Consider the following 21,843-nt stretch of genomic DNA (forward strand, 5'->3'; position numbering starts at 1 on the left):
ATAATTGACGAAAATTGACTGGGTTATGCCGCTATTCGTGTAAGCCTGCCGTGATCGAAGCTGTTGGCAATTGCCGGGCAGCCCTGGGCTAGCGTTCAGGCAGCCATTTCGGCCTCTTTGGCCTGATACAGGACAATCCGCTTCACGTTGAGCCACGCCACTCGGCACACCGCCCAGAGCTGAACGGCGCGGCGACCGCGATACTTCAGCTTCTTGTTTCGGGTGTGGTAGACGAGTTGGAAGATGCTCGCCTCGACGTTACAGCGGCGATTGAAGAGCTCGCGCGGGAGATGCTCCGTGCGCCGTCGCGTGGCGGCCGCATCAATGGTTTTGTCGGTGATGTAACGCCATTGGCCGTCGGCACGAAACCGATAGCGACCGGGCTTGTACTCTTCGGCGAGTTGGCGCTCGCCGCTGTGACGGTCGATGACCACGACGCCCTCCTCGGTGCGCTCGACGTCGTAGCGCCCGGGCTTGCCGGGGAAGCCGGTGTAATGGATGTCTTTGTCCTGCTCGTTGGCGTAGGTCTCATTGGCTTCGCTGTAGTAGGCGCCGTCGGCGGAGATCGCTTCTGCCGGGGTCTCGAGCACCTGTTCGCTGTTGGTGACCGCCTCTTGGAGGTAGCTGTTGTCGGCGGCGGTGGCGGGCTCGACTTGGACGTCGACGATGAGGTTAAGCCCGTCGTCCTGGCAGGTTTCGGTGAGGTTGACGCTGTAGCCGCGCGCGCTCTCATCGCGCTTCTTGCGGTAGGCGGCGTCTTCGTCATGCGGGGATTGGAGCGAGTCGGCACTGATCTCTTGGGCGGGTTTGAGCGTCACGCGGGTCGCCTCGTTTGAATCATCGACCTGGTATTGCTCAAGCAGTAGCCGCTCGATGAGCGGATAGCGGGGGCTGCTCTGGGCATCGTAAGTCTGATGCAGACGCAGGAGTAATTCGCCAAGCTCCTCGAGCCAGGCGTGCTTGGCGGTTTCTTCCAGACGGTAGATGTGCTGACTCGGGCGTTTGGCGCACAGGCGTTCCAGCAGGGCGCGGTCGGCGTCGCTTAGGCGCGCTTGCTGCTCGGGCGCGAGGCTGTTCCAGAAGACCTGCAGGCAGGCGATGATGAGCTGTAAGCGGGTGCAGGCGGCCAGGTTGCTGCCCAGAAGGGTGCTATCCATGCGCAGGCGATCACCCACCACGCCGAGGCGCTTGGCTTGCTCGCGCGTGAGCTCCTGAAAGACGTCTTTGAGCAGGTTCTCGCCTGTCTCGACTTGGTGGGCATACAGCCGCTGCTTGAACAGGTAGTAAGTCGACTCAACCGGAACCTCGTCGGTGAGGTTCATCAGTCCCAAGGCGCGACGCACCAGCAGATTGAAGTGCACCGCCTCGAACAATTCCTCGTCACTCCAGCCGAAGCCCTCTTTGAGGACGAGCATCCCGACCAGCAGGCGCAGCGGGGCGTTCGGGCGACCGGTGGTGTCATCGAACAGCTCGGCGAAACGCTCCTCGGGAATGCGGTTGGTGACTTGGTCGAGGAAGACGTTCTGCCAGGCGTTGGGATCGTTGAGCTTCTTCTGGTCGAGAGCGCGCAAAAACTGCTCGACGTTGCTGAACAGATCAATCTGGCTGCTGGCAGGGCTGGCTCGGAACATCGTCTGGAGGGGCTCGGGTGAGACGGTGGACGGATGGCCCTATTTTACCAGTCCTCCGCTCTCGGTCGAGCGGTCCGGGGGCTTTTCGGAGGGGACTCATTATTGCACCAGGAAAATCTCTGGAAGAGTAAAGAAGAACGCCAAATGTGTCGATCAATCAAAAACCTCTTTTGGGACTCGTCAGGTGTAAAGTACCAAAGGAAGAAGGACAGGTCGTCCCGTGCAATCTGGTGTTGCGGGACGAGAGGGCGCTGCATCCGCCACGAGGCGTGATCAGAGGGCACTTAGGCCATGCAACTGTTCGGTCCCGGCGTTTGGTTGTACTCCACCAGCCCATTATTTTGACACCCCAGTTGGGCTCGGTAGGGTTAGTGCGCTGACTGCTTGCATACATGCTCCATCCAAGGGGCCGGCTAGCCCGCGTACTGACGCCGAGACCGCGCATTTAGCATGCCAGCAAAGGCATTGGGCTCGATCTCCCGCCTTGCCAAGCCGATGCTCATCGCGTATGCTTGCAGCCAGTTCAAGCCCTGAACAAGAGCGATGATCCGCAAGAGCTCGCTCCGCTCCATCAGGGCCGGATTCCAGGTCGGACGGCGTGCCCAAAAGCAATGAGTGAAGACCACGGCTTCCAAGTGCTGCAACGGTGCCAGCCCGACTCGAAAATCACCAGGCGCCAGATTGGCGACTGGCGCGGCGTCAGCGTCCGGCGCACCAATTAAGTCGTGCGCGCACTCAGTCGCTGTAGGGCACAGTTCGACCAATCCACCACCGAGGCGCAAACCCAGCGCCTGCTCGGTGTCGCGCACCAGAGCTAGTGGAGTAGCGACCCCGAAGCTCCGCGCGCCTGCCGAATTTTCATCGTTACCGTTCCCTCTCTGGTCGAGGACGCCAAAAGCGCTCGGATTCCAACCGCGATCAATAACTTTGAGACTGTCGGCGGGGCTTTCAAGCCCGGCCACTTTGTTATCTGCGATCCCACCGCCTACTCCGGCTGCAATGAAGGCGACTGCGTCGGAGACGTGCGTGCAAGATTGGTTGGCAGTATCCGCCATTGGCCGCCGCTGCCCGCATTATAAGGTGCATTTAACACGAATATGCCGTTCTTCCTCACCCGTTTCAGGCGCTTCGGTGCCGCCAGCACTGGCACGACCAACGGCTGCGGCTCGTCGTTGCCTCGGTTGGGGTAGCGCCGGGCCTTCGCCGGTATCTAAGGGCGAGCGGTGTTTGTCGACTGCGGGTGTCAGTTGGTTTGCATGTCACTACCCCAGGGATGACAGCCCGTGCAAAAAATACAATATGATCATCGACGAGTCGGTTGAATGATGCTTTTACGTGTGTTTAACCCGGTCGCTACGGGCTTGGCCCTGAGGGAAGCCGTGGTGTCCATTCGCCGTGATAGAGCGCTGGTGCTTCACATGGCCGCGAGGGAGGTGCGTGATCGTTACGCCGGTCAGGTCCTGGGTGTCCTCTGGGCTGTTTTTGCCCCGCTGCTCACGATGGTTGTCTACATTTTCGCGTTTACCTTCATTTTCAAGCAACGCCTCGACATCGAGGACGCCGGTTTCGGCTATACGGCCTATGCGTTGGCTGGCCTTGTGCCCTGGCTCGCCATGGGCGACGTACTGTCGCGTTCGCCGACGGCCGTGTCGGGAAGCGCGAGTCTCGTCAAGCAGATCGTGTTTCCGTCTGAGGTCTTACCCCTCAGGACGGCACTCGCAAGCCTGCCGCAGTTATTCGTGGGTATCGTTGTCGCGGTGGCGGTCTCGTTCTTGGCCGGCCGGCTGCACCTTCAGGCGTTATGGCTGCTACCGACGGCAATCGTGCTTTATGTTACGACCATCTCCGGCATCAGCTTCCTGCTCGCGGCCATCGGCGTTTTCCTTAAGGACGTAAGAGAGATTCTCGCTTTTTTCGTCACCGTCGGCCTTTTCCTCCACCCGATCCTTTATCCCCCGGCGTCAATGCCAAGCTGGCTGAGCCCGCTGTTCCTGGCAAGCCCGTTCAGCCATCTGATATGGTGCTTCCGGGATTCGCTCATTGAGGAGACAGTCGCGCATCCTTGGTCGTGGGTAGTTTCTAGTATCGTTTCAGTGCTTCTTTTTGCGACCGGTTGGCGGTTTTTCCGCATGTTGAAGCCGAGCTTTGGCAACGCGCTATGAGGACATCCGGCAGAGACACGGAGCAGCCAATCGCGATCCGCGTGTCGGGACTGTCGAAGGCCTTCCGGGTGTGGCAGCGCCCGGCCGACATGTTGCTTGAGGCGCTCTCGCTGGGGCGCCGCCATACCGACCTCCAGGCGCTGAAAGCCATCTCGTTCGAGGTGCGGCGGGGCTCGGTGACTGGTATCATGGGGCGCAATGGTGCGGGCAAAAGCACATTGCTCCGGATCGTGGCGGGTACGCTTGATGCCACCGGCGGCTCCATGGAGGTAAATGGCCGGATTTCGGCCATCCTTGAGCTCGGCACGGGCTTTTCGCCCGAATATACCGGCCGCGACAACATCTATCTTGGCGGCATGTGCCTCGGGCTGAAGCGTCACGAGATCAAGGATCGCTTCAACGAGATCGTGGCTTTCTCTGAGTTGGCCGAGTTCATCGACATGCCTTTCCGAACCTTCTCCAGCGGCATGCAGGCCCGCCTCACCTTTGCGGTCGCCACCTCCGTCGACCCCGACATCCTTATCATCGACGAGGCGTTGGCGGTGGGCGATGCGCGCTTCCAGGTGAAATCGTTCGACCGCGTGCGCGAGTTTAAGCGGCGTGGAAAGGCTATTCTGCTCGTCAGCCACGACATGAATCAAATCGCGTCGATCTGCGACCACGCCATTCTGCTTGAGAAAGGTCGCATTGTGGCGGATGGCGCGCCAAAGGAAGTGTGCAACATCTATCACGAGATGCTGTTCGCGCCGGCAGTGGCATCGATGGCCGATGAGACGACCCGATCATCAGTATCAGCGACGGATTCCGGTACCGTGTCTGAGGTAGGCATTAAAAGAGACGTCGCAGAGCGGGCAATGTCCACTCTATCTGCCGACTCGGTGATGATGGCGGACGCAGCACCCGCGGACGCCTCATTAATACCCCAGCAGACAACAAGTGCGTTTGCTCCCCCTCTGACCGCAGCCTCGAAAGAACACAGATACGGCGATGGGATGGCACGCATCGTCTCGATGGGCATCACAACTTCCGATGGCAGGCCGGTGGCCCGACTGATCAGCCTGATGGACTATCGTCTCGTCTGTCGGGTCAGGGCAATGCGCGATGTCCCGCAACTGGTGTTCGGCTGGTTGCTCCGAGACAAGCGCGGGTTAGACCTGTTCGGCTGGGATACTCAAACCGCTGGCCTCGCACCCGTCGATATGAAGTCGGGTGAAGAGCATGACTTCGTCGTGGGGTTTTCGGCGTGCTTGGGGCCAGGGCGCTTCTTTGTCACATCGGCCATTGCTCAAACGGACGGGCACAAACACGACGTTCGCCTAGACGCCTTGGAAATTGCGGTTGAAGGGGCCTTGGACCTTTACACCACGTCCCTCGTTAACCTCGCCCCACACATGGTGAGTTAGTGCGGCAGTTGCGTCTTATGATGTTTCGTGATCCTCTCCACCGTCTTAGCTGTTTTTGTCCCGCCTGTTGGCCTCTCGGAGCTATTGAAGCCGCATCTCGTTTCATTCGGTAGTCAATGCCGTGCGACCAGGAATAACTCGCCCGATCCGGGCGGGTTGTTTTTTTGGTTCAGGTCGCGAGTTGTGGCCGCCGCATCAAACCTACATGATGGATCCAAGGGTGATTGATAAATTTTCTCTTAAGGCTCAGTGGACAACTGATTCGGTCGAGGCCTTTTGGCGGGCATGCTACGATCTGGACTTGGAAGCAGCGCGATCCTCCCGCCACATGGCGCCGCTCATAGCTGATCTTTTAGCCCTTCGGTTTGCTCCGCCTCGACGCGTGTTTCTCATCGGTGATCGCGATCCGATAATGGCCGAGGCGCTTTTGGGAGCGGGATTTCAGGTGGCACGCGCCGATATTGGGCCCTGGCTGACGCCCCCGGCTCGTGAGCTTGAGGCGCAAGAGCATTGGCTCGGTGCGGTGGATACGATTCCCGCGGCGGGTGAATTCGAAATTGTGCTCTCAGCAGGCATGCTCGAGTCCTTGCTCGAAGACGAGCTGGATACGTTTCTCGCCGCGCTGAAGATTTCCGGTGGTGCGGTGGTGATCGCGATTCCTAACGGCGAGCGCCTAGAGGAAAACCTAGCCGTCTGCCCACAGACCGGCACCATGTTCCATACAGCCCAGAGATTGCGTGCCTTTGACCGGTACGGGCTCGCGGATTTTCTCGCCAGCTCGGGCCTCGAAACGGTGGCTGAGCTTGAAGCGGAGCTCAATGAAACCGTTCTGACTGAGGTGTTAGAAAAAGAGCCAGACTTGGTTGAGCGACCGCATGCGGTTATTGGGGCAGGGACAACACTGATCTCCATATCGCGGCCTCTTGCGCTCGCTGAAAATGAGCGGGCGAACATCGATTTCTACGGCCCGAATGGGTGGCTTGCCGCTCGGCGCAGGCGGGCTGATGCTTCCAGAAGCCCGGTGCCAAAGCGGTGGCAGTGGACGCGGTCCAACATCGACGACTTCTGGTCGCGTATCGTCGGCACGCCACTCGATGATTTGAGTTTCGGCAAAGTGTCAGGTTCAAAATTCCTCAGTGGCGTCGAGCCCTGGCTCGTGCCCTGCGGTCGGCACTTGGACGTCGGCGCCGGTGAAGGCCACATGGCCGAGTTGTTGGCCAAATGCGGCTATCCGGTTGCCGCCCTTGAGCCGGCGCAAAGTCGCGCGGAGGTCATCGAGAAGAATCTTGCCGGCCTTTCAGGCTTTCTTGGTCGCCTCAGCGGGCTAGATGACGCATCTAGGGGCACCTTTGATGTGGTGCTGGCATGCGAGGTGGTCGAGCACGTACTTGAAGAGGATCTCGAAGACTTTTTCGAGCTTCTCAAATCCGCATTAAAGCCCGGCGGAAGGATCGTTCTGTCGACCCCGAACGCTGAGGATCTTTCGCGTTCCCAAATCTACTCCCCCTTCGGCAATGTCTTGTTCCATCGATGGCAGCATGTTAGAAGCCTGTCTAGCGAGACACTTGGCCAACTCTTGCGAGATCACGGCTTCGTGCCCCAGGTCATCCACGAGGTGGATTTTGGTCTGGCCGCCCTTGAGGGTACCCAGGACCTTGCGAAAACCCTTGGCGCCAATCAGAACGGACGGCACGGCAGCGGCGCGGATCTCGTCGCCATCGCCGTGCGGTCGGGCGACAAGAAGTTGCCACCACGAAGTCTATCTGCCGCTGAGCGCAGAATAGCTGACCAAGACAGTGAACCGAAAGAATCTGGCCCTCTTTCGATGCGCCTCCACGAGCGCCTCGTAGCAGGCAGCGCGGCAGTGCAGGTCTGCAAGCTGTCGTCTGCCACGATGGTCGGCGAAGACGGTCTGCTGTGGAGTGTTGAGCTACCGCACACGTTCCCGTCGGGGGATCACAAGGGCCGCCCGAATCGCTCGACACTAGAGCTGTTCGAGGACGGTGTTCCTCTGGGGCCCGCTCACGCGCCGCACGAGGAGATCGCCCGCCTCGGCAAGGGGCGCTTTTCGCATTGGCGGCGACGTTTGCTTTTTTCCACCTCGGATGGCTTCGATCCGCGGCATAGCGGGCGGCATTACATGGCCATGATCCGGCTCCCTAACGCACCGGCTTTGACAATCCGTCGTATCGCGAGTCGCGTTGCTCGCATGGGCCTGAAGGTCGGGCTAAGAGTCGGCCGAGCCGTGTTGAGTCCCTCTATCAGGTCAAGATTGTCGAAAGTAGCAGGTCGCATCGAGGAATTCGTCGCTCGAGCAGAAGGCAATACGTTTGAAAAACGGCCGATCCCATTGGCGGATTTTCCGAAGGCATTGCCAGAATCGGCTTTCTCCGGCGGGCCGGTCGTGCTATGCAATAACGCACTGGCCTGGGGCGGCGCTGAGCGTCAGATTGTAAATACCCTGCGCGCTCTCGTCGCGCGGCTCCCACAGCCGCCACATCTTCTTTGTCGCCGGTTGGGCGACAGCGCCGACCATGATTTCTACAAGGGTGCCCTAGCCGACCATCCCGTCGAGGTTCGCAACATCGTTGATCTTGCGACAGCACGCAAGGAGTTGGCACTGATCGATGCGGGCCTCGAACGCCGAGTCGCAGATGCCACCGCGTGGTTGCCCATTGACGTCCAGGAAGAGATCATTCGATTTGCGGGGGACTTCCTCGCGCTGAAGCCATTGGTCGTCCACGCCTGGCAAGACGCTCTGTCGATATCGGCTGGTTACGCCGCTCGCATGGTCGGCGTACCTCGTGTAATCATCTCGAGCCGCAACATGGCAGCCAACCGTTTCGCGTACCACCGTCACTACATGGCTAATGCCTACCGCGAGATCGCAAGCTGCATCGACATCGTCATGTTGAACAATAGTGAAGCCGGTGCTCGCGACTACGCCAAGTGGCTTGAACTTCCTAGGGAGCGCTACCGCATCGTGCGAAATGGAATTAATCCCGACGAGATTATTGCGCCGAATGAGGCAGAAATCCAAGGGTTGCGATACAGTCTTGGCCTTGCTGGCGACACCCCAATCGTCGGATCGATTTTTCGCTTTTATGCCGAGAAGCAACCGCTGCTATGGGTTGAGACCGCGGCTCGTATTGCGGCTGCGCACGCTAAATGTCATTTTATTGTGTTTGGTACGGGGCCAATGAAGGAGGAGATGATTACACTGGCTGCGCGTCACCGGTTTGCGGACCGGCTCCACCTTCCTGGTACCATCGATAATGCGGCCCTTGGCCTGTCCATCATGGATGTTTTTCTGCTTACCTCCGAGCTTGAAGGGACCCCTAACGTTGTACTTGAAGCAAGCTTGCTGGGTTTGCCTGTGGTTGCAACGGATGCGGGCGGGACGGCGGAGACGATTGATGAAAATACGACCGGCCTCGTGGCAGCGACGCCCGATCCGCAATTGCTGGCCGACCATGTAATTATGATCCTAGGCCAAGAGCAGTGGCGCAATCGCGTACGCGAGGCTGGCCCAGTCTTCGTTCGGTCGCGTTTCGGTCTGGAGCGGATGCTGGATGAAACGTTAAACCTATATCGCCTCTAGTGGCGACCCGAACCGCGGAGCGAACTAAAGTGTTTTGCGTCGAGCATCTCAACGCGCTCAGGCTGGCTGAGATCGAAAAGACCCTGCCCTATTTGCGGCCCGTCGGAGCGCGTGTGTTGGAATTGGGCGCCGGCACAGGCCAGCAGGCACTCGAGCTGGAGCGGCACGGCTTCTCGGTTGAAGCAATCGAGCTTTCAGATTCGAACTACGCCGAGGATCGTCTGTTCAACATTACCGACTACGACGGACGCCATATCCCGTTCGCTGACGCGAGCTTCGACATCGTCTTTTCGTCAAACGTGCTTGAGCATGTTCCAGATCTAGCCGGAATGCACGCAGAGATCCGGCGTGTGCTAAAGCCAACCGGTTATGCTGTTCACATTCTACCAACTCACGCGTGGCGCTTCTGGACAACCGTCTCGGCATTCCCGACGGCCTTTATGTATGCAGCCACAATCCGCGGCCAACTTGTGCCGCGCTTGTCGCGTAATGTTGCGGAAATCCGGCGCTTGTTGGGTGCCTGGTATCGGGCTGGACTGTACTTGCTCGCGCCTTTCGGGCAGCGCCGACATGGTGAGAGGGGCAATATCATCTCCGAGACGTGGCTGTTCCATCCGAGTTGGTGGCGCCGAAACTTCCGCGCCAACGGTTTTGACATCATTGAGGACGAACCGTTAGGACTATTTTATACTGGCCATATGACGTTCGGCATGCGCTGGTCGCTTGAGCGGCGGGCCCGGTTGGCGCGTGTTCTCGGCAGCGCCACGCATTTGTTCGAGCTCAAGGCAAGCGGCTCGCCAAAAGCTCAGGCTACTGCTGTCGTAAATCCAGTGGAGGTATCGCATGCGCCGGTTTAACGGAGCAATGCTTAGAAACCCAAAGGTTTTTCTGTGTGCGGCCTAGCCGGCTTCATTGACGTCAAGCAACGCCTGGCCGCGGATGAGCGTGCGCGCATCGCGCGCGCCATGGGCATGGCAATCGAGCATCGCGGACCAGATGACTGGGGTGTGCACCAGGAGCCTGAGGCCGGTCTCGTATTGTCGTTTCGTCGGCTTGCGATTATCGACTTATCTTCTACGGGTCAGCAGCCGATGATTTCGGCTTCGGGCCGTTCTGTCATCGCGTACAATGGGGAGATCTATAACGCAGCGGAGATCGCCAAAGAGTTGGAGGGGGTGGGGCACAGGTTTCGCGGTCATTCGGATACGGAGGTCTTGCTCGAGGCTTTTGACCGCTGGGGTGTCGAAGAGACAATGCCGCGACTCGTCGGCATGTTCGCCATCGCTTTCTACCGTCGCGAGAGCCGACGCCTGACCCTGATTCGCGACCGACTTGGCAAGAAGCCGCTCTACTTCGGGAAAGTTCGCGGCACGGTGTTCTTCGGCTCGCAGCCCAAGTCGTTTTTCGCGCATCCCTCCTGGTCGCCCGAGATCGACCGCAAGAGCGTCGCCGCCTTCATGCGCTGGGGCTATGTGCCCGCTCCGCGCTCGATTTATCGGGGTGTCGAGAGCCTGAGACCCGCCGAGCGCATCGATATCGTCGCGGGCGATGTGGTCCACCGATCACAATACTGGAACATTCGGCACATCGCTGCCCGCGCACAGCGCTCGCCAAATCGGCTCTCCGATGTTGAAGTCAAGGCTCGCTTTGAGGCCCTGCTCGAGGAAGCGGTTAAGGTCAGGATGGTCTCTGATGTACCGCTGGGCGCTTTCCTGTCGGGAGGCATCGACAGCTCGACCATTGCGGCCCTGATGCAAAAGAACGCGTCGCGGCCGATCAAGACCTTTTCAATTGGTTTCGATGAGGCCGAGTATGATGAATCGAAGCATGCTGCCGCGGTCGCCCGGCATCTCGGTACGGAGCACCAGGAGCTTGTCGTCCGCCCTGAGGACGCACTCAACGCGATCCCGCTCATGCCTGACTATTTCGACGAGCCGTTCGCCGACGCCTCGCAGGTGCCGACCTATTTGCTGAGCAAGCTGGCGCGTCAAGACGTTACGGTAGCTCTGTCCGGTGACGGCGGTGACGAATTGCTCGCTGGCTATCCCCGCTATCGCATCGCCAACGAGACACTGGCCAATACCCGCAGGATACCGAAGGCACTGCGGGCGGTCGCCGCAGCCATGCTCCAGAATACCCCCAATGCAGTATGGCAATGCCTGCAGCCGATCTTGCCTCGGCGCCATGGCATCTCCCCGCTCGCAGGCCGCGCCAAGAGGCTCGGCCGTCTGATGGCGGCGGGCGCCGAGGAGCGGGTGTTCCAGAACATCGTCGGCCAGTGGCCGGACCCCGAGCGGTTGGTGCGCGACACCCTCTATGAAGAAGATTCTATCTGGGCCGGCGCGCTTGCCGACGAACTGCCTGACCCGATCCGTCGCTTCCAGATGCTCGATACACTCACCTATCTGCCAGACGACATTCTGGTGAAGGTCGACCGCTCAAGCATGGGTGTGGCGCTTGAGACACGCGTACCCCTTTTAGATCACCGCGTCGTCGAGTTCACGCTTGGCCTACCGGCCGAGCTACTGGAGCGCAGCGGGGAGACAAAGTGGCTGCTGCGTCAGGTGCTATATGAACACGTACCGAAGGCGCTTCTGGACCGCCCGAAGACCGGATTCATGATGCCGATTGACCAGTGGCTGCGCGGACCCTTGCGCGATTGGGCCGAGGACCTGCTCGATGAGAAGCACATGGCCGTCGATGGCATCCTCGATCCAACGCCCATTCGCGAGACTTGGGCTCAGCACCTCTCCGGCCAGATCAACTGGCAATACCGGCTTTGGTGCGTACTGATGTTTCAGGCCTGGAAGCGACGATGGATGGAGGGGATTCCGTACGGTGCGATCTGAAGGACTCCGCAATAATGGTTACGGTGCATGGTCGGAGATGTCGAGTGATCGTCTAGCGGGTTGTAAGCCAATCGTCGACCGCATTCGGTAGCGTTGATTATGCGGGCAAGGCTTCCGGGCTCGCTTCTCTATGAAATGGCTTTCTGGCTCGGCATCGTCACTGCTCTCAGACCAGGGAACCACTTCTTTCTCTGTCTCAACTTCTACAGCTTTTTTTATTGCGCCGAACGAGTAGTAAGCGGAACGAGTATGAATAGCGTCATCAGGCGTCGGAGGCCGGCTACCCGTCTGCGAAATTGGCTTTGGCGCGAATGTGTGGATCCGCGCAGGCAGGTGGTTTGGACAACGCGGGCGATGGGGTTGATTGCGGGGCTTCTCGCGGCTGCTCTCTTGCTGCAGATGGGCATCTGGTCGGCACAGGAGGAATTTAGCGGGCCCATGCAGACCGAGGGGCCGAATAGCCAGATGATCGCGCTACATCTGGATGGTGCTTCCAATTTGTCAGGGCTGCTCACGACAGGCGGTGATTCCACCGGGGCGGGCAACTTCCGATCCGATCTTCAGCTATGGGTGGACGGGGTCGCCTATACGCGCCCGCACACGCTGCATGCGGACCTTCGCGCGGGTGCGGCGCCTGGCGCCTACAGCCATTGGGGTGATGTGGTCTATTTCTCTGATCCCGACCCGTCGCCTCACATTCCCGCCACCGTGCGGGTGATCTATTCGGTTCAGCCGTTTGCGGGATCCGTCGCTCTGCTGATGGCTGCCTTGCTGCTTTCGGTGGCGATGCTTGTATTTCTTTCTCGTCGCGCCGGGCATCAGCCGGTTTGGGTCCGGGGCCTGGGCAACCGATTCGGTCTCGGCCTTCGTGCCGCGTCATGGGTGGTGCTTGGTTGCGCTTTGGTCTATCTGGCATCCATTCCGGTTGCGATGGCAATGGGCGAGCCTTTGCCAACCGCTTGGCTCGTCAGGGTTATGCCGGGCGGTTCCTATGTGCCGATGGCAATTCCCAGGATGCCGCACGTGGTGCTGGTCTTGGCGATTTCAGGGGCGGTTCTGACCTGGATGCTCCATCTGACCGGGATGTCTGCCGCCAAGTTTGAAGAACATACAGCCGCCCTCAGCCAGTTCTGGCTGAGGGCTGGTCTTGTCGTGGTCCCGGCACTCTTGCTCATGACGGCTAGTTCCGGCGGCTGGGCTGGTTACTTTACGACGTTTGAGACGCATAACACGACCCTTGGCGGGTTGCTGCCGTACTTGGATGCGTATTGTCACTACTCCAGTGCGTTCGACCTTCTGTTTCGTGGCGAGTGGAACCACTTGGTCAGCCGGCGCCCGCTCGCCGGCGCATTCAGAACCGCGATCACGACGGCCGGGGGCTTGTCCTATGTCGGGGGCATCTATGTGCAGATCATGCTGATTGCTGCCTGTCTTTTGTTTGCTCTGCGGGCCCTTCTGCAACGCTACGGTCTATGGGCCGCGCTGGCTTTCTTCGCGCTCGCCTTCGGCATTGCAGCTGTTCACCTAAACACCACCATGACCGAGCCGCTCGGGTTGATTTGGGCGCTGCTGGCTCTGGCCGTGCTGGTGGAAAGCCACGCACGGCGGTCAGCTGTTTTGGCGCTGCTGGGCTTCGCTCTGTTCACGCTGGCCATGGTCACGCGCATGGGCAGTATGTTCGCGATTCCTCTTCTAGCAATTTGGGTGGCATTCGCATTCGGCGGTATTTCGCGCAGGGGTGCGCTGTTGCTTGCGGCGTGCGGTGCGATCACGCTTGCGGTTCTCGCGGCCGGAGAAGTCTTCAATATCCTCTTTTCAAACCCCGATTCTCAGGTGGGTGGGAACGTTTCCTATACCTTTTGCGGGCTGGCGCGGGGCACTGGCTGGGCCGAATGCAAGGACACTTTCGCCGCCGAGTTGGCGGCCCTGCCGTCGATCCGTGACAAGAACGCGTTTCTGTTTGGCCAGGCATTCGAGGCATTGCAGCAATCCCCCGCAACCCTGATTGTCGGACTGATCGATAATGTCACCATGTTTTTCAGGGCAATGCCGCAGTACTTCGCCGGTTACTACGCGACCCAACCCGTGGTCTCGTTCTCCCGCAATGCTACTGTCTTGGTCTACCTGTTTCTCGGTGCTGGGTTGCTAGCACATGCACGACGCATAGACTGGCGTGTAACGGGCACGTTCTGGATCGCCCTCGGGCTCGGCGTCATAAGCTCAGCGGCGCTGATCTTTCGCGATGATGGACTTCGCACGCTAGTGGTTACCCATGTCTTTGTCGCCGCGCTCCTCGCGATGGCGTTAACCGTGCCACAGCCATTTCGCCCAAGCCGCCTGAAAGCCGACCTATTTCGCGCGCCTGTATGGGCCGGGGGTATCGCCGTAGCCCTATGCTTGTTTCTTGGAGCGGGACTGTTTGTCAGGTCAATGCATACGGAAACCTTGGCTGCGGGCCGATCCGCGGCAGACGACCGCTCTGCGGTGTTCGCGCGCAAGGGTTTGACCGGATTCCTGGTGGGCAGTCCGGGGCCGGACGCTCAGCATGTGCCGCACATCCCGTCATCGGTTTTCGCCCGCATCCTCGAAACCGAATCGTCCTTGCCGCCGGATTTAATCGTTGACATGAAAGCACAATCCGTAACACATCCGGCCGTCTTCAGGGGCTTTACCATGCCATCGGCCGGCACCATATACGTTCCCGTGATGTTCGGACCGCGCAGTATTCTTCTGGAAAGCGACCCAAGCAGAACGAGTGCGGAGACGCGGTTTGACTTCGGATTAGCGCTTTCGTGGGCTGATGATCCTGCCTGCTTGCCCTGACCAAATTTCCCAGTTCGCGTTGACGGTTATTTTCGGGGCCAGTGCGGCCTGGCAAGGCCGCGTGTTCTAGCGGGTTTGAGTCCCGTCCGGGTAATTGTGAGCCGCGAGCTCGGTATCAAGCCTTGTTGTGTCAAGTTAAATCCAGATCCTTAGAATCGGAAGCCGTGAAATTCGATTATGTTACCCAGTGGGTGAGGGGCGAAGTAATTCCCACGAGATGCGGCTAACCACCGCGCTCTGTGGCGAACCTGCGTGCATATTTCCGCAAGGGTATGTATGAAGCCAGGTGTAGCGAGTGTGCAGGACGCGTGATAGGTTCCCAAAAAAATAGTTTTTGTGGTTTATGAGGATAACTGCGCGCAAGCACGGGAAAGCCGACGGTTTCAAGGCACCGGAAGGCTGTAGTCTTTGGCGCGTTAAGGTGAGCGGCGAAGACACCACCGGGATCGCCGAGCAGGGCATGTAGACACAAGGGTAGCTTGGGAACTTGAGAGGACCGTCATCTCCTTGTGGAGGACGCCGGTGAGGCACGCCGGAGAAGAACAGGGCCAGGCGCTGCTGGGGTCATCGTTAGTACCGTTGTAGCGAACCCGAGAGGGGATACAAACCAAAAGAGAATGATCACAAGGTATCGGGACACGTAGGTTCTCGAACTCGCCCATCTGGATCCTCGACAATCGGGTGCTAGGTAGCTGACGCTGCGGAGTCTCCGAGATTGACTCCAGTGAATGCAGAACTGCGACTGTGACCACCGGCAGAGCCGAGGGATTACCGGAATGATATGCTCGACTGGGACGGAACAGCTTTGAATAGTGCCAAACAACGGCTGAGGCCGGCTACCCGTCTGCGAAATTGGCTTTGGCGCGAATGTGTGGATCCGCGCAGGCAGGTGGTTTGGACAACGCGGGCGATGGGGTTGATTGCGGGGCTTCTCGCGGCTGCTCTCTTGCTGCAGATGGGCATCTGGTCGGCACAGGAGGAATTTAGCGGGCCCATGCAGACCGAGGGGCCGAATAGCCAGATGATCGCGCTACATCTGGATGGTGCTTCCAATTTGTCAGGGCTGCTCACGACAGGCGGTGATTCCACCGGGGCGGGCAACTTCCGATCCGATCTTCAGCTATGGGTGGACGGGGTCGCCTATACGCGCCCGCACACGCTGCATGCGGACCTTCGCGCGGGTGCGGCGCCTGGCGCCTACAGCCATTGGGGTGATGTGGTCTATTTCTCTGATCCCGACCCGTCGCCTCACATTCCCGCCACCGTGCGGGTGATCTATTCGGTTCAGCCGTTTGCGGGATCCGTCGCTCTGCTGATGGCTGCCTTGCTGCTTTCGGTGGCGATGCTTGTATTTCTTTCTCGTCGCGCCGGGCATCAGCCGGTTTGGGTCCGGGGCCTGGGCAACCGATTCGGTCTCGGCCTTCGTGCCGCGTCATGGGTGGTGCTTGGTTGCGCTTTGGTCTATCTGGCATCCATTCCGGTTGCGATGGCAATGGGCGAGCCTTTGCCAACCGCTTGGCTCGTCAGGGTTATGCCGGGCGGTTCCTATGTGCCGATGGCAATTCCCAGGATGCCGCACGTGGTGCTGGTCTTGGCGATTTCAGGGGCGGTTCTGACCTGGATGCTCCATCTGACCGGGATGTCTGCCGCCAAGTTTGAAGAACATACAGCCGCCCTCAGCCAGTTCTGGCTGAGGGCTGGTCTTGTCGTGGTCCCGGCACTCTTGCTCATGACGGCTAGTTCCGGCGGCTGGGCTGGTTACTTTACGACGTTTGAGACGCATAACAGAACACTTGGCGGGCTGGTGCCCTACACAGATGCCTATGGTCACTACTCCAGTGCGTTCGACCTTCTGTTTCGTGGCGAGTGGAACCACTTGGTCAGCCGGCGCCCGCTCGCCGGCGCATTCAGAACCGCGATCACGACGGCCGGGGGCTTGTCCTATGTCGGGGGCATCTATGTGCAGATCATGCTGATTGCTGCCTGTCTTTTGTTTGCTCTGCGGGCCCTTCTGCAACGCTACGGTCTATGGGCCGCGCTGGCTTTCTTCGCGCTCGCCTTCGGCATTGCAGCTGTTCACCTAAACACCACCATGACCGAGCCGCTCGGGTTGATTTGGGCGCTGCTGGCTCTGGCCGTGCTGGTGGAAAGCCACGCACGGCGGTCAGCTGTTTTGGCGCTGCTGGGCTTCGCTCTGTTCACGCTGGCCATGGTCACGCGCATGGGCAGTATGTTCGCGATTCCTCTTCTAGCAATTTGGGTGGCATTCGCATTCGGCGGTATTTCGCGCAGGGGTGCGCTGTTGCTTGCGGCGTGCGGTGCGATCACGCTTGCGGTTCTCGCGGCCGGAGAAGTCTTCAATATCCTCTTTTCAAACCCCGATTCTCAGGTGGGTGGGAACGTTTCCTATACCTTTTGCGGGCTGGCGCGGGGCACTGGCTGGGCCGAATGCAAGGACACTTTCGCCGCCGAGTTGGCGGCCCTGCCGTCGATCCGTGACAAGAACGCGTTTCTGTTTGGCCAGGCATTCGAGGCATTGCAGCAATCCCCCGCAACCCTGATTGTCGGACTGATCGATAATGTCACCATGTTTTTCAGGGCAATGCCGCAGTACTTCGCCGGTTACTACGCGACCCAACCCGTGGTCTCGTTCTCCCGCAATGCTACTGTCTTGGTCTACCTGTTTCTCGGTGCTGGGTTGCTAGCACATGCACGACGCATAGACTGGCGTGTAACGGGCACGTTCTGGATCGCCCTCGGGCTCGGCGTCATAAGCTCAGCGGCGCTGATCTTTCGCGATGATGGACTTCGCACGCTAGTGGTTACCCATGTCTTTGTCGCCGCGCTCCTCGCGATGGCGTTAACCGTGCCACAGCCATTTCGCCCAAGCCGCCTGAAAGCCGACCTATTTCGCGCGCCTGTATGGGCCGGGGGTATCGCCGTAGCCCTATGCTTGTTTCTTGGAGCTGGACTGTTTGTCAGGTCAATGCATACGGAAACCTTGGCTGCGGGCCGATCCGCGGCAGACGACCGCTCTGCGGTGTTCGCGCGCAAGGGTTTGACCGGATTCCTGGTGGGCAGTCCGGGGCCGGACGCTCAGCATGTGCCGCACATCCCGTCATCGGTTTTCGCCCGCATCCTCGAAACCGAATCGTCCTTGCCGCCGGATTTAATCGTTGACATGAAAGCACAATCCGTAACACATCCGGCCGTCTTCAGGGGCTTTACCATGCCATCGGCCGGCACCATATACGTTCCCGTGATGTTCGGACCGCGCAGTATTCTAATGAAGGAAGACCCAAGCGGAACGCCGGTGGTGACGCGGTTTGATGCTCCATCAGCTCCTTTCGGGGTCGCCGACCCGGTCGACTTGCCCTGACCCGGATTTCTCAGTGCGCCCTGATAGCTGAAGAGCGCCCGGTCAGTGCCCAGATCGACGGCATGGTTAAGTCAAACTGTTCAGGCCGCCCAAGTGCGCAGAGCGGGTTCTCGGGACGTTTCCGTTTTCCCATTTCGCAACATAGACATATCAATGCAGATTACGAAGCCCGAAGGGATGGTGTGACCGCAATGCCGTCAACTTTAGCGCCACCACGCGGATTTTGTTGAAATTATCGTTCGCATTCCAGTTTCCAACCCGATGGAGTACCAACCATGAAGCGCCACACACAAATTGAACTAAAGCCGGCTGAAGTTGCGCATACGAAGTGTATTCCCAAATGTGTACACCGGGATTAATGATTCACTTTCCAGCGCCGATTTTGTTGCTGAACATCGCTTGAGCGAACGTGCGTTCACCCGCCAACGCGATTTGCCCTTCGAGCGCTTGGTGGCCTTCCTGATGAAACCCCGCGCGCGCAGCACCGAGACGGAGCTGGAGACGTTTTTTGCCGCGCTGGAGGGCGAAACTGTCTCTTCGGGTGTGCCAACCCGCGCGGCGGTGAGCAAGGCGCGCAAGGGGCTGGCGGCATCGGTGTTTCAGGCGCTCAACCGCCAAGCGGTGGCGGGCTTTTTCTCCGGTTTCGGTCGCCCCACCTGGCATGGGTTCCGCTTGCGGGCGGTGGACGGGACGACCTTTCGCCTGCCCGATGGCGAGGATATCGAACGGTTCTTTGGCGCTCAGTCCAGCGGGCCGGTGCTTGCGCGCGCTTCGATGCTCTTTGACCTGGATCTGGACATGGTTCTGGACTTTGGCTTGGCAGCCTACTGCGTCAGTGAGCTTGAACTGGCGGTCGATCATCTCAAGGCAACCGCGCCAGGGGACTTGGTTATTTATGATCGCGGGTATCCGGCATTGTGGCTGTTTGCCTTGCATCTGAGTTTGGGTGTGGACTGCGTGATGCGCTTGGCGCGCAAGCAGTTCAAGGAAGCCGAGCCGTTTTGGCACAGCGATGCACCCAGTGCGCTGATCACCTAGCAGCCCTCCGCGAAGCAAGCACGCGCCTGCCGCGACCAGGGTGTCGAACCGCAACCGATCACCTTGCGTCTGGTGCGGGTCAAGCTCAAAGGCGGCGAAACCGAAGTGTTGGCCACCACGGTCCTGGAGGAAACGCGCCTCCCGGCACGGTTGTTCAAAGACCTCTACCACCGCCGTTGGGGCGTGGAGGAAGGCGGCTACAAGGTCTCCAAGATGCGCGCGGAGATGGAGAATCTCTCGGGGCGCTCCTCGCTTGCGGTGCGCCAGGACATGCATGCGAAGGTGCTGGCGATGAATCTGGCCGCGATGCTGCGCGCGGTGGCGCAGCTGGTGGCCAAACGCCTGTATCAGGCACGCCGGTTTGACTACCAGGTGCGCATGACCAGCGCATTGTCCCATCTGAGTGACCAGTTGTTTCATCTCCTCTACGCCTCACCCAGCGGCGGTGCAGAGCTGATCATACGGATCATCCAGCGCCTCTCGCAGACCACCGAGCAAGTGCGCCCGGAGCGAAGTTTCCCGCGTCACAATCCCGGAAAGCGCAAGGCGGGCTATTCGATTCCGTACAAGCGGGTGATCTAAAGTTGACGGCATTGGTGCGACACGAGGTTGCACGTGTACTTATCAAGGAACTCTGATCCGGTGTTCTGCCACCGGTACCCTACCAGACCGTGCGTTGGGGGTAACCCTGGGGTGCGAAGCGTCTGGGACACCGTAGCCTCCGTCTTTCGGGACGGGCGACGGACCCGCGAGGGAAAGTCGCGACTGCCAGCCTCATGGCGGTCGGGAGCTGGGTTGAAGGGCAAGGCTAACTCAGGTGAACCGCTGTTGAAACGTCGTTATCAACGCCATGCCAAAGAGGCTGACAGGCATGAACCAAAAGGTAAGCAGTCAGGTCGGGGCGTTCAATGCTGGCCCCGCGCAGATGATGCACTGCCGGCGTACAGGCGGAGCCTACCCCCTTCTGGAATGGTACGCGTGCGAAACGTGGTAAGCCTGATCGTTCCCACAAGGGCGGTGGACAGCGACCCGCAAGGGTCGGCTTGCGAGCGAGCGGGTATGGGAGGCCGGAGAAAGCGAAAGCCGCGCTGTAATGGGGCGGATAGGGGTTCACGCTTTGCCTCACTGCGAAAGCAGGCAGACTTCCGGCTGGTCTTGATTCACGAAAACGGTCAGGAAAGGCTTAACTTGCGTGGTGTCTTTGGACAATGAACGCCGTTGGCATCATTGAAGGCCCGCAAGCTCTGGCGCCACACTGGGCATCCATCGATTGGCCCAGAATACGTCGCCAGGTCAGCCGATTACAAGCCCGGATCGTGAAGGCGCTCAGAGCAGGCAAGTGGCACCGCGTGCGCTCGCTACAGCGCCTGCTCACCAACTCGCTGGCCGCCAAGCTGTTGGCGGTGCAGCGGGTTAGCTCCAATCGGGGCAGCAAAACGGCGGGAGTCGACGGTGTCGTGCTGAAGACGCCCGCGCAAAAGTGGCGACAAGCCCATCAGTTGAATGCGAAGGAGTATGCGCCAAAGCCGCTGAGACGGATCTACATCCCCAAGAAAAACGGAAAACGCCGCCCGCTCGGGATTCCGGTTCAAGCCGACAGAGCCGAGCAGGCGCTCGAGTTGTTGGCGCTTGACCCGGTCTCGGAAACCCTGGCAGATGCATGCTCCTATGGGTTTCGCAAGGAGCGCGGAGCGCAGGATGCCATCGCCGGGTGCTTTCTGGCACTATGTCGACGCCGCAGCGCGGAATGGATTCTGGAAGGGGATATCCGGGCCTGTTTCGATGAGCTGTCACATCCGTGGCTGCTCGCACAGGTCCCGACTCATCAAGGAAAATTGCGCGCTTGGCTCAAGGCCGGATTCATGGAACGCGGGGTGTTTCATCCAACAACGGCCGGAACACCACAAGGGGGCATTCTGTCCCCGACGGCGGCCAATATGGCCCTGGATGGGCTGGAGACGCGGCTGAGGGCGCGTTTCAAGAGCCATCACAAGGTCAATCTGGTCCGCTACGCGGATGACTTCATCATCACCGGCGTGTCACAGACACTGCTGGCCGATGAGGTCAAACCCTTGGTGCAGCAATTTCTCAGGGAACGCGGCTTGGAGTTGTCCGAAGCGAAGACCCATATCGTGCATATCGATGAGGGGTTCGATTTCCTCGGCTTCAACCTGCGCAAGTATCACGGAAAGCTGCTCATCAAACCGGCCAAATCCAGTATCGCGGCGGTGAAGGAGAATATCCGGGGCATCATGAACACAAATGGCCACCTGAGCCAAGATGTCCTGATCTACCGCCTCAACCCGGTTATCCGAGGCTGGGGCAATTATTACCGCCATGTCGTGAGCAAGGAGGTCTTCAACGACATCGATCACGCGATCTGGCGCATGACATGGAGCTGGGCCACACGACGACATCCCCAGAAAGGCCGAAAGTGGGTCAAGGACCGCTACTATACTCACATGGACGGTCGCGACTGGGTGTTCACGGATGGATCGGTTACGCTCTTTCGGATGGCGAGTATTCCGATCCGCAGGCATGTGAAGATTCGCGGCGATGCCAACCCGTATGACCGACAAGACGCGGCTTATTTCACCGCACGTCACGCACGTCAGCGCGGTCGCCTTCCAACGCCTGCGCCTCCTTGGTTCCTTCCGTGATGCGTCGCAGCCATCTCCCCGTTGAGCGCCGGGCGCTTCACGGCGCCTTTTTCAAGGCTTGAGCCGTGTGCGGTGAAAGTCGCACGCACGTTTCTTAGGGGACGGAGTGGCCGTAAGGTCACCCTGTTACCCGACGGTGTGACCGTGCTATCATGTGCCAATGGATATTATGTCGTCCCCAGTCAAGAAATTAAAACCCGGTGTTTACGCGGCCACGCATTCGGCGGTAAAGGGTCCGAAAAATTGGCGCAGCCCCGCTGACAATGCCTACCAGGCCAAATAGTCTTGTTTTACTAA

The 21,843-nt window shown here is 59.4% G+C and carries 12 protein-coding genes; 10 read left to right on the plus strand and 2 right to left on the minus strand.

What is annotated here, in order from left to right:
- Positions 1–95: 95 nt before the first annotated feature.
- Entirely contained in the window at positions 96–1,631 is a 1,536-nt protein-coding gene (locus Thiofri_RS00125) for a transposase (protein ID WP_323705774.1), read from the minus strand.
- Positions 1,632–2,044: 413 nt separating this feature from the next.
- Positions 2,045–2,686, minus strand: coding sequence for a hypothetical protein (locus tag Thiofri_RS00130; protein WP_040855968.1), 642 nt, complete (start codon positions 2,684–2,686; stop codon positions 2,045–2,047).
- Between the two features lie 267 nt (positions 2,687–2,953).
- Here Thiofri_RS00130 and Thiofri_RS00135 point away from each other — a divergent pair, with 267 nt between their 5' ends.
- From Thiofri_RS00135 to ltrA, 10 genes are all read left to right on the plus strand, one after another.
- Positions 2,954–3,793, plus strand: coding sequence for an ABC transporter permease (locus Thiofri_RS00135; RefSeq protein WP_009149455.1), 840 nt, complete (start codon positions 2,954–2,956; stop codon positions 3,791–3,793).
- Positions 3,790–5,196 (plus strand): ABC transporter ATP-binding protein, encoded by a 1,407-nt coding sequence (locus Thiofri_RS00140; RefSeq protein WP_009149456.1) that lies wholly within the window; start codon positions 3,790–3,792, stop codon positions 5,194–5,196. Before Thiofri_RS00135 ends, Thiofri_RS00140 begins: the two co-directional genes overlap by 4 nt.
- Before the next feature lie 220 nt (positions 5,197–5,416).
- Positions 5,417–8,797 carry a glycosyltransferase gene (locus tag Thiofri_RS00145; RefSeq protein ID WP_190275819.1) on the plus strand — a complete coding sequence of 1,127 codons (3,381 nt, stop codon included), beginning with the start codon at positions 5,417–5,419 and terminating at the stop codon, positions 8,795–8,797.
- Positions 8,798–8,826: 29 nt separating this feature from the next.
- Complete coding sequence (locus Thiofri_RS00150) at positions 8,827–9,654, plus strand: class I SAM-dependent methyltransferase (RefSeq protein ID WP_009149458.1); 828 nt, start codon at positions 8,827–8,829, stop codon at positions 9,652–9,654.
- A 33-nt stretch (positions 9,655–9,687) separates the two neighbouring features.
- Complete coding sequence (gene asnB / locus Thiofri_RS00155) at positions 9,688–11,646, plus strand: asparagine synthase (glutamine-hydrolyzing) (RefSeq protein WP_009149459.1); 1,959 nt, start codon at positions 9,688–9,690, stop codon at positions 11,644–11,646.
- 354 nt (positions 11,647–12,000) lie between these two features.
- Entirely contained in the window at positions 12,001–14,469 is a 2,469-nt protein-coding gene (locus Thiofri_RS00160; protein ID WP_323705775.1) for a hypothetical protein, read from the plus strand.
- A 781-nt stretch (positions 14,470–15,250) separates the two neighbouring features.
- Positions 15,251–17,848 carry a hypothetical protein gene (locus Thiofri_RS00165; protein WP_323705776.1) on the plus strand — a complete coding sequence of 866 codons (2,598 nt, stop codon included), beginning with the start codon at positions 15,251–15,253 and terminating at the stop codon, positions 17,846–17,848.
- A gap of 399 nt (positions 17,849–18,247) precedes the next feature.
- Positions 18,248–18,886, plus strand: coding sequence for a transposase (locus Thiofri_RS00170; protein WP_143741899.1), 639 nt, complete (start codon positions 18,248–18,250; stop codon positions 18,884–18,886).
- Between the two features lie 72 nt (positions 18,887–18,958).
- A complete protein-coding gene (locus Thiofri_RS00175; protein WP_323706240.1) occupies positions 18,959–19,468 on the plus strand; it encodes a transposase in 510 nt (169 codons plus the stop codon).
- Between the two features lie 626 nt (positions 19,469–20,094).
- Entirely contained in the window at positions 20,095–21,546 is a 1,452-nt protein-coding gene (ltrA, locus tag Thiofri_RS00180) for a group II intron reverse transcriptase/maturase (protein ID WP_009149462.1), read from the plus strand.
- Positions 21,547–21,843: the final 297 nt, after the last annotated feature.

It is taken from the genome of Thiorhodovibrio frisius, assembly GCF_033954835.1.
GTDB classification, from domain to species: domain Bacteria; phylum Pseudomonadota; class Gammaproteobacteria; order Chromatiales; family Chromatiaceae; genus Thiorhodovibrio; species Thiorhodovibrio frisius.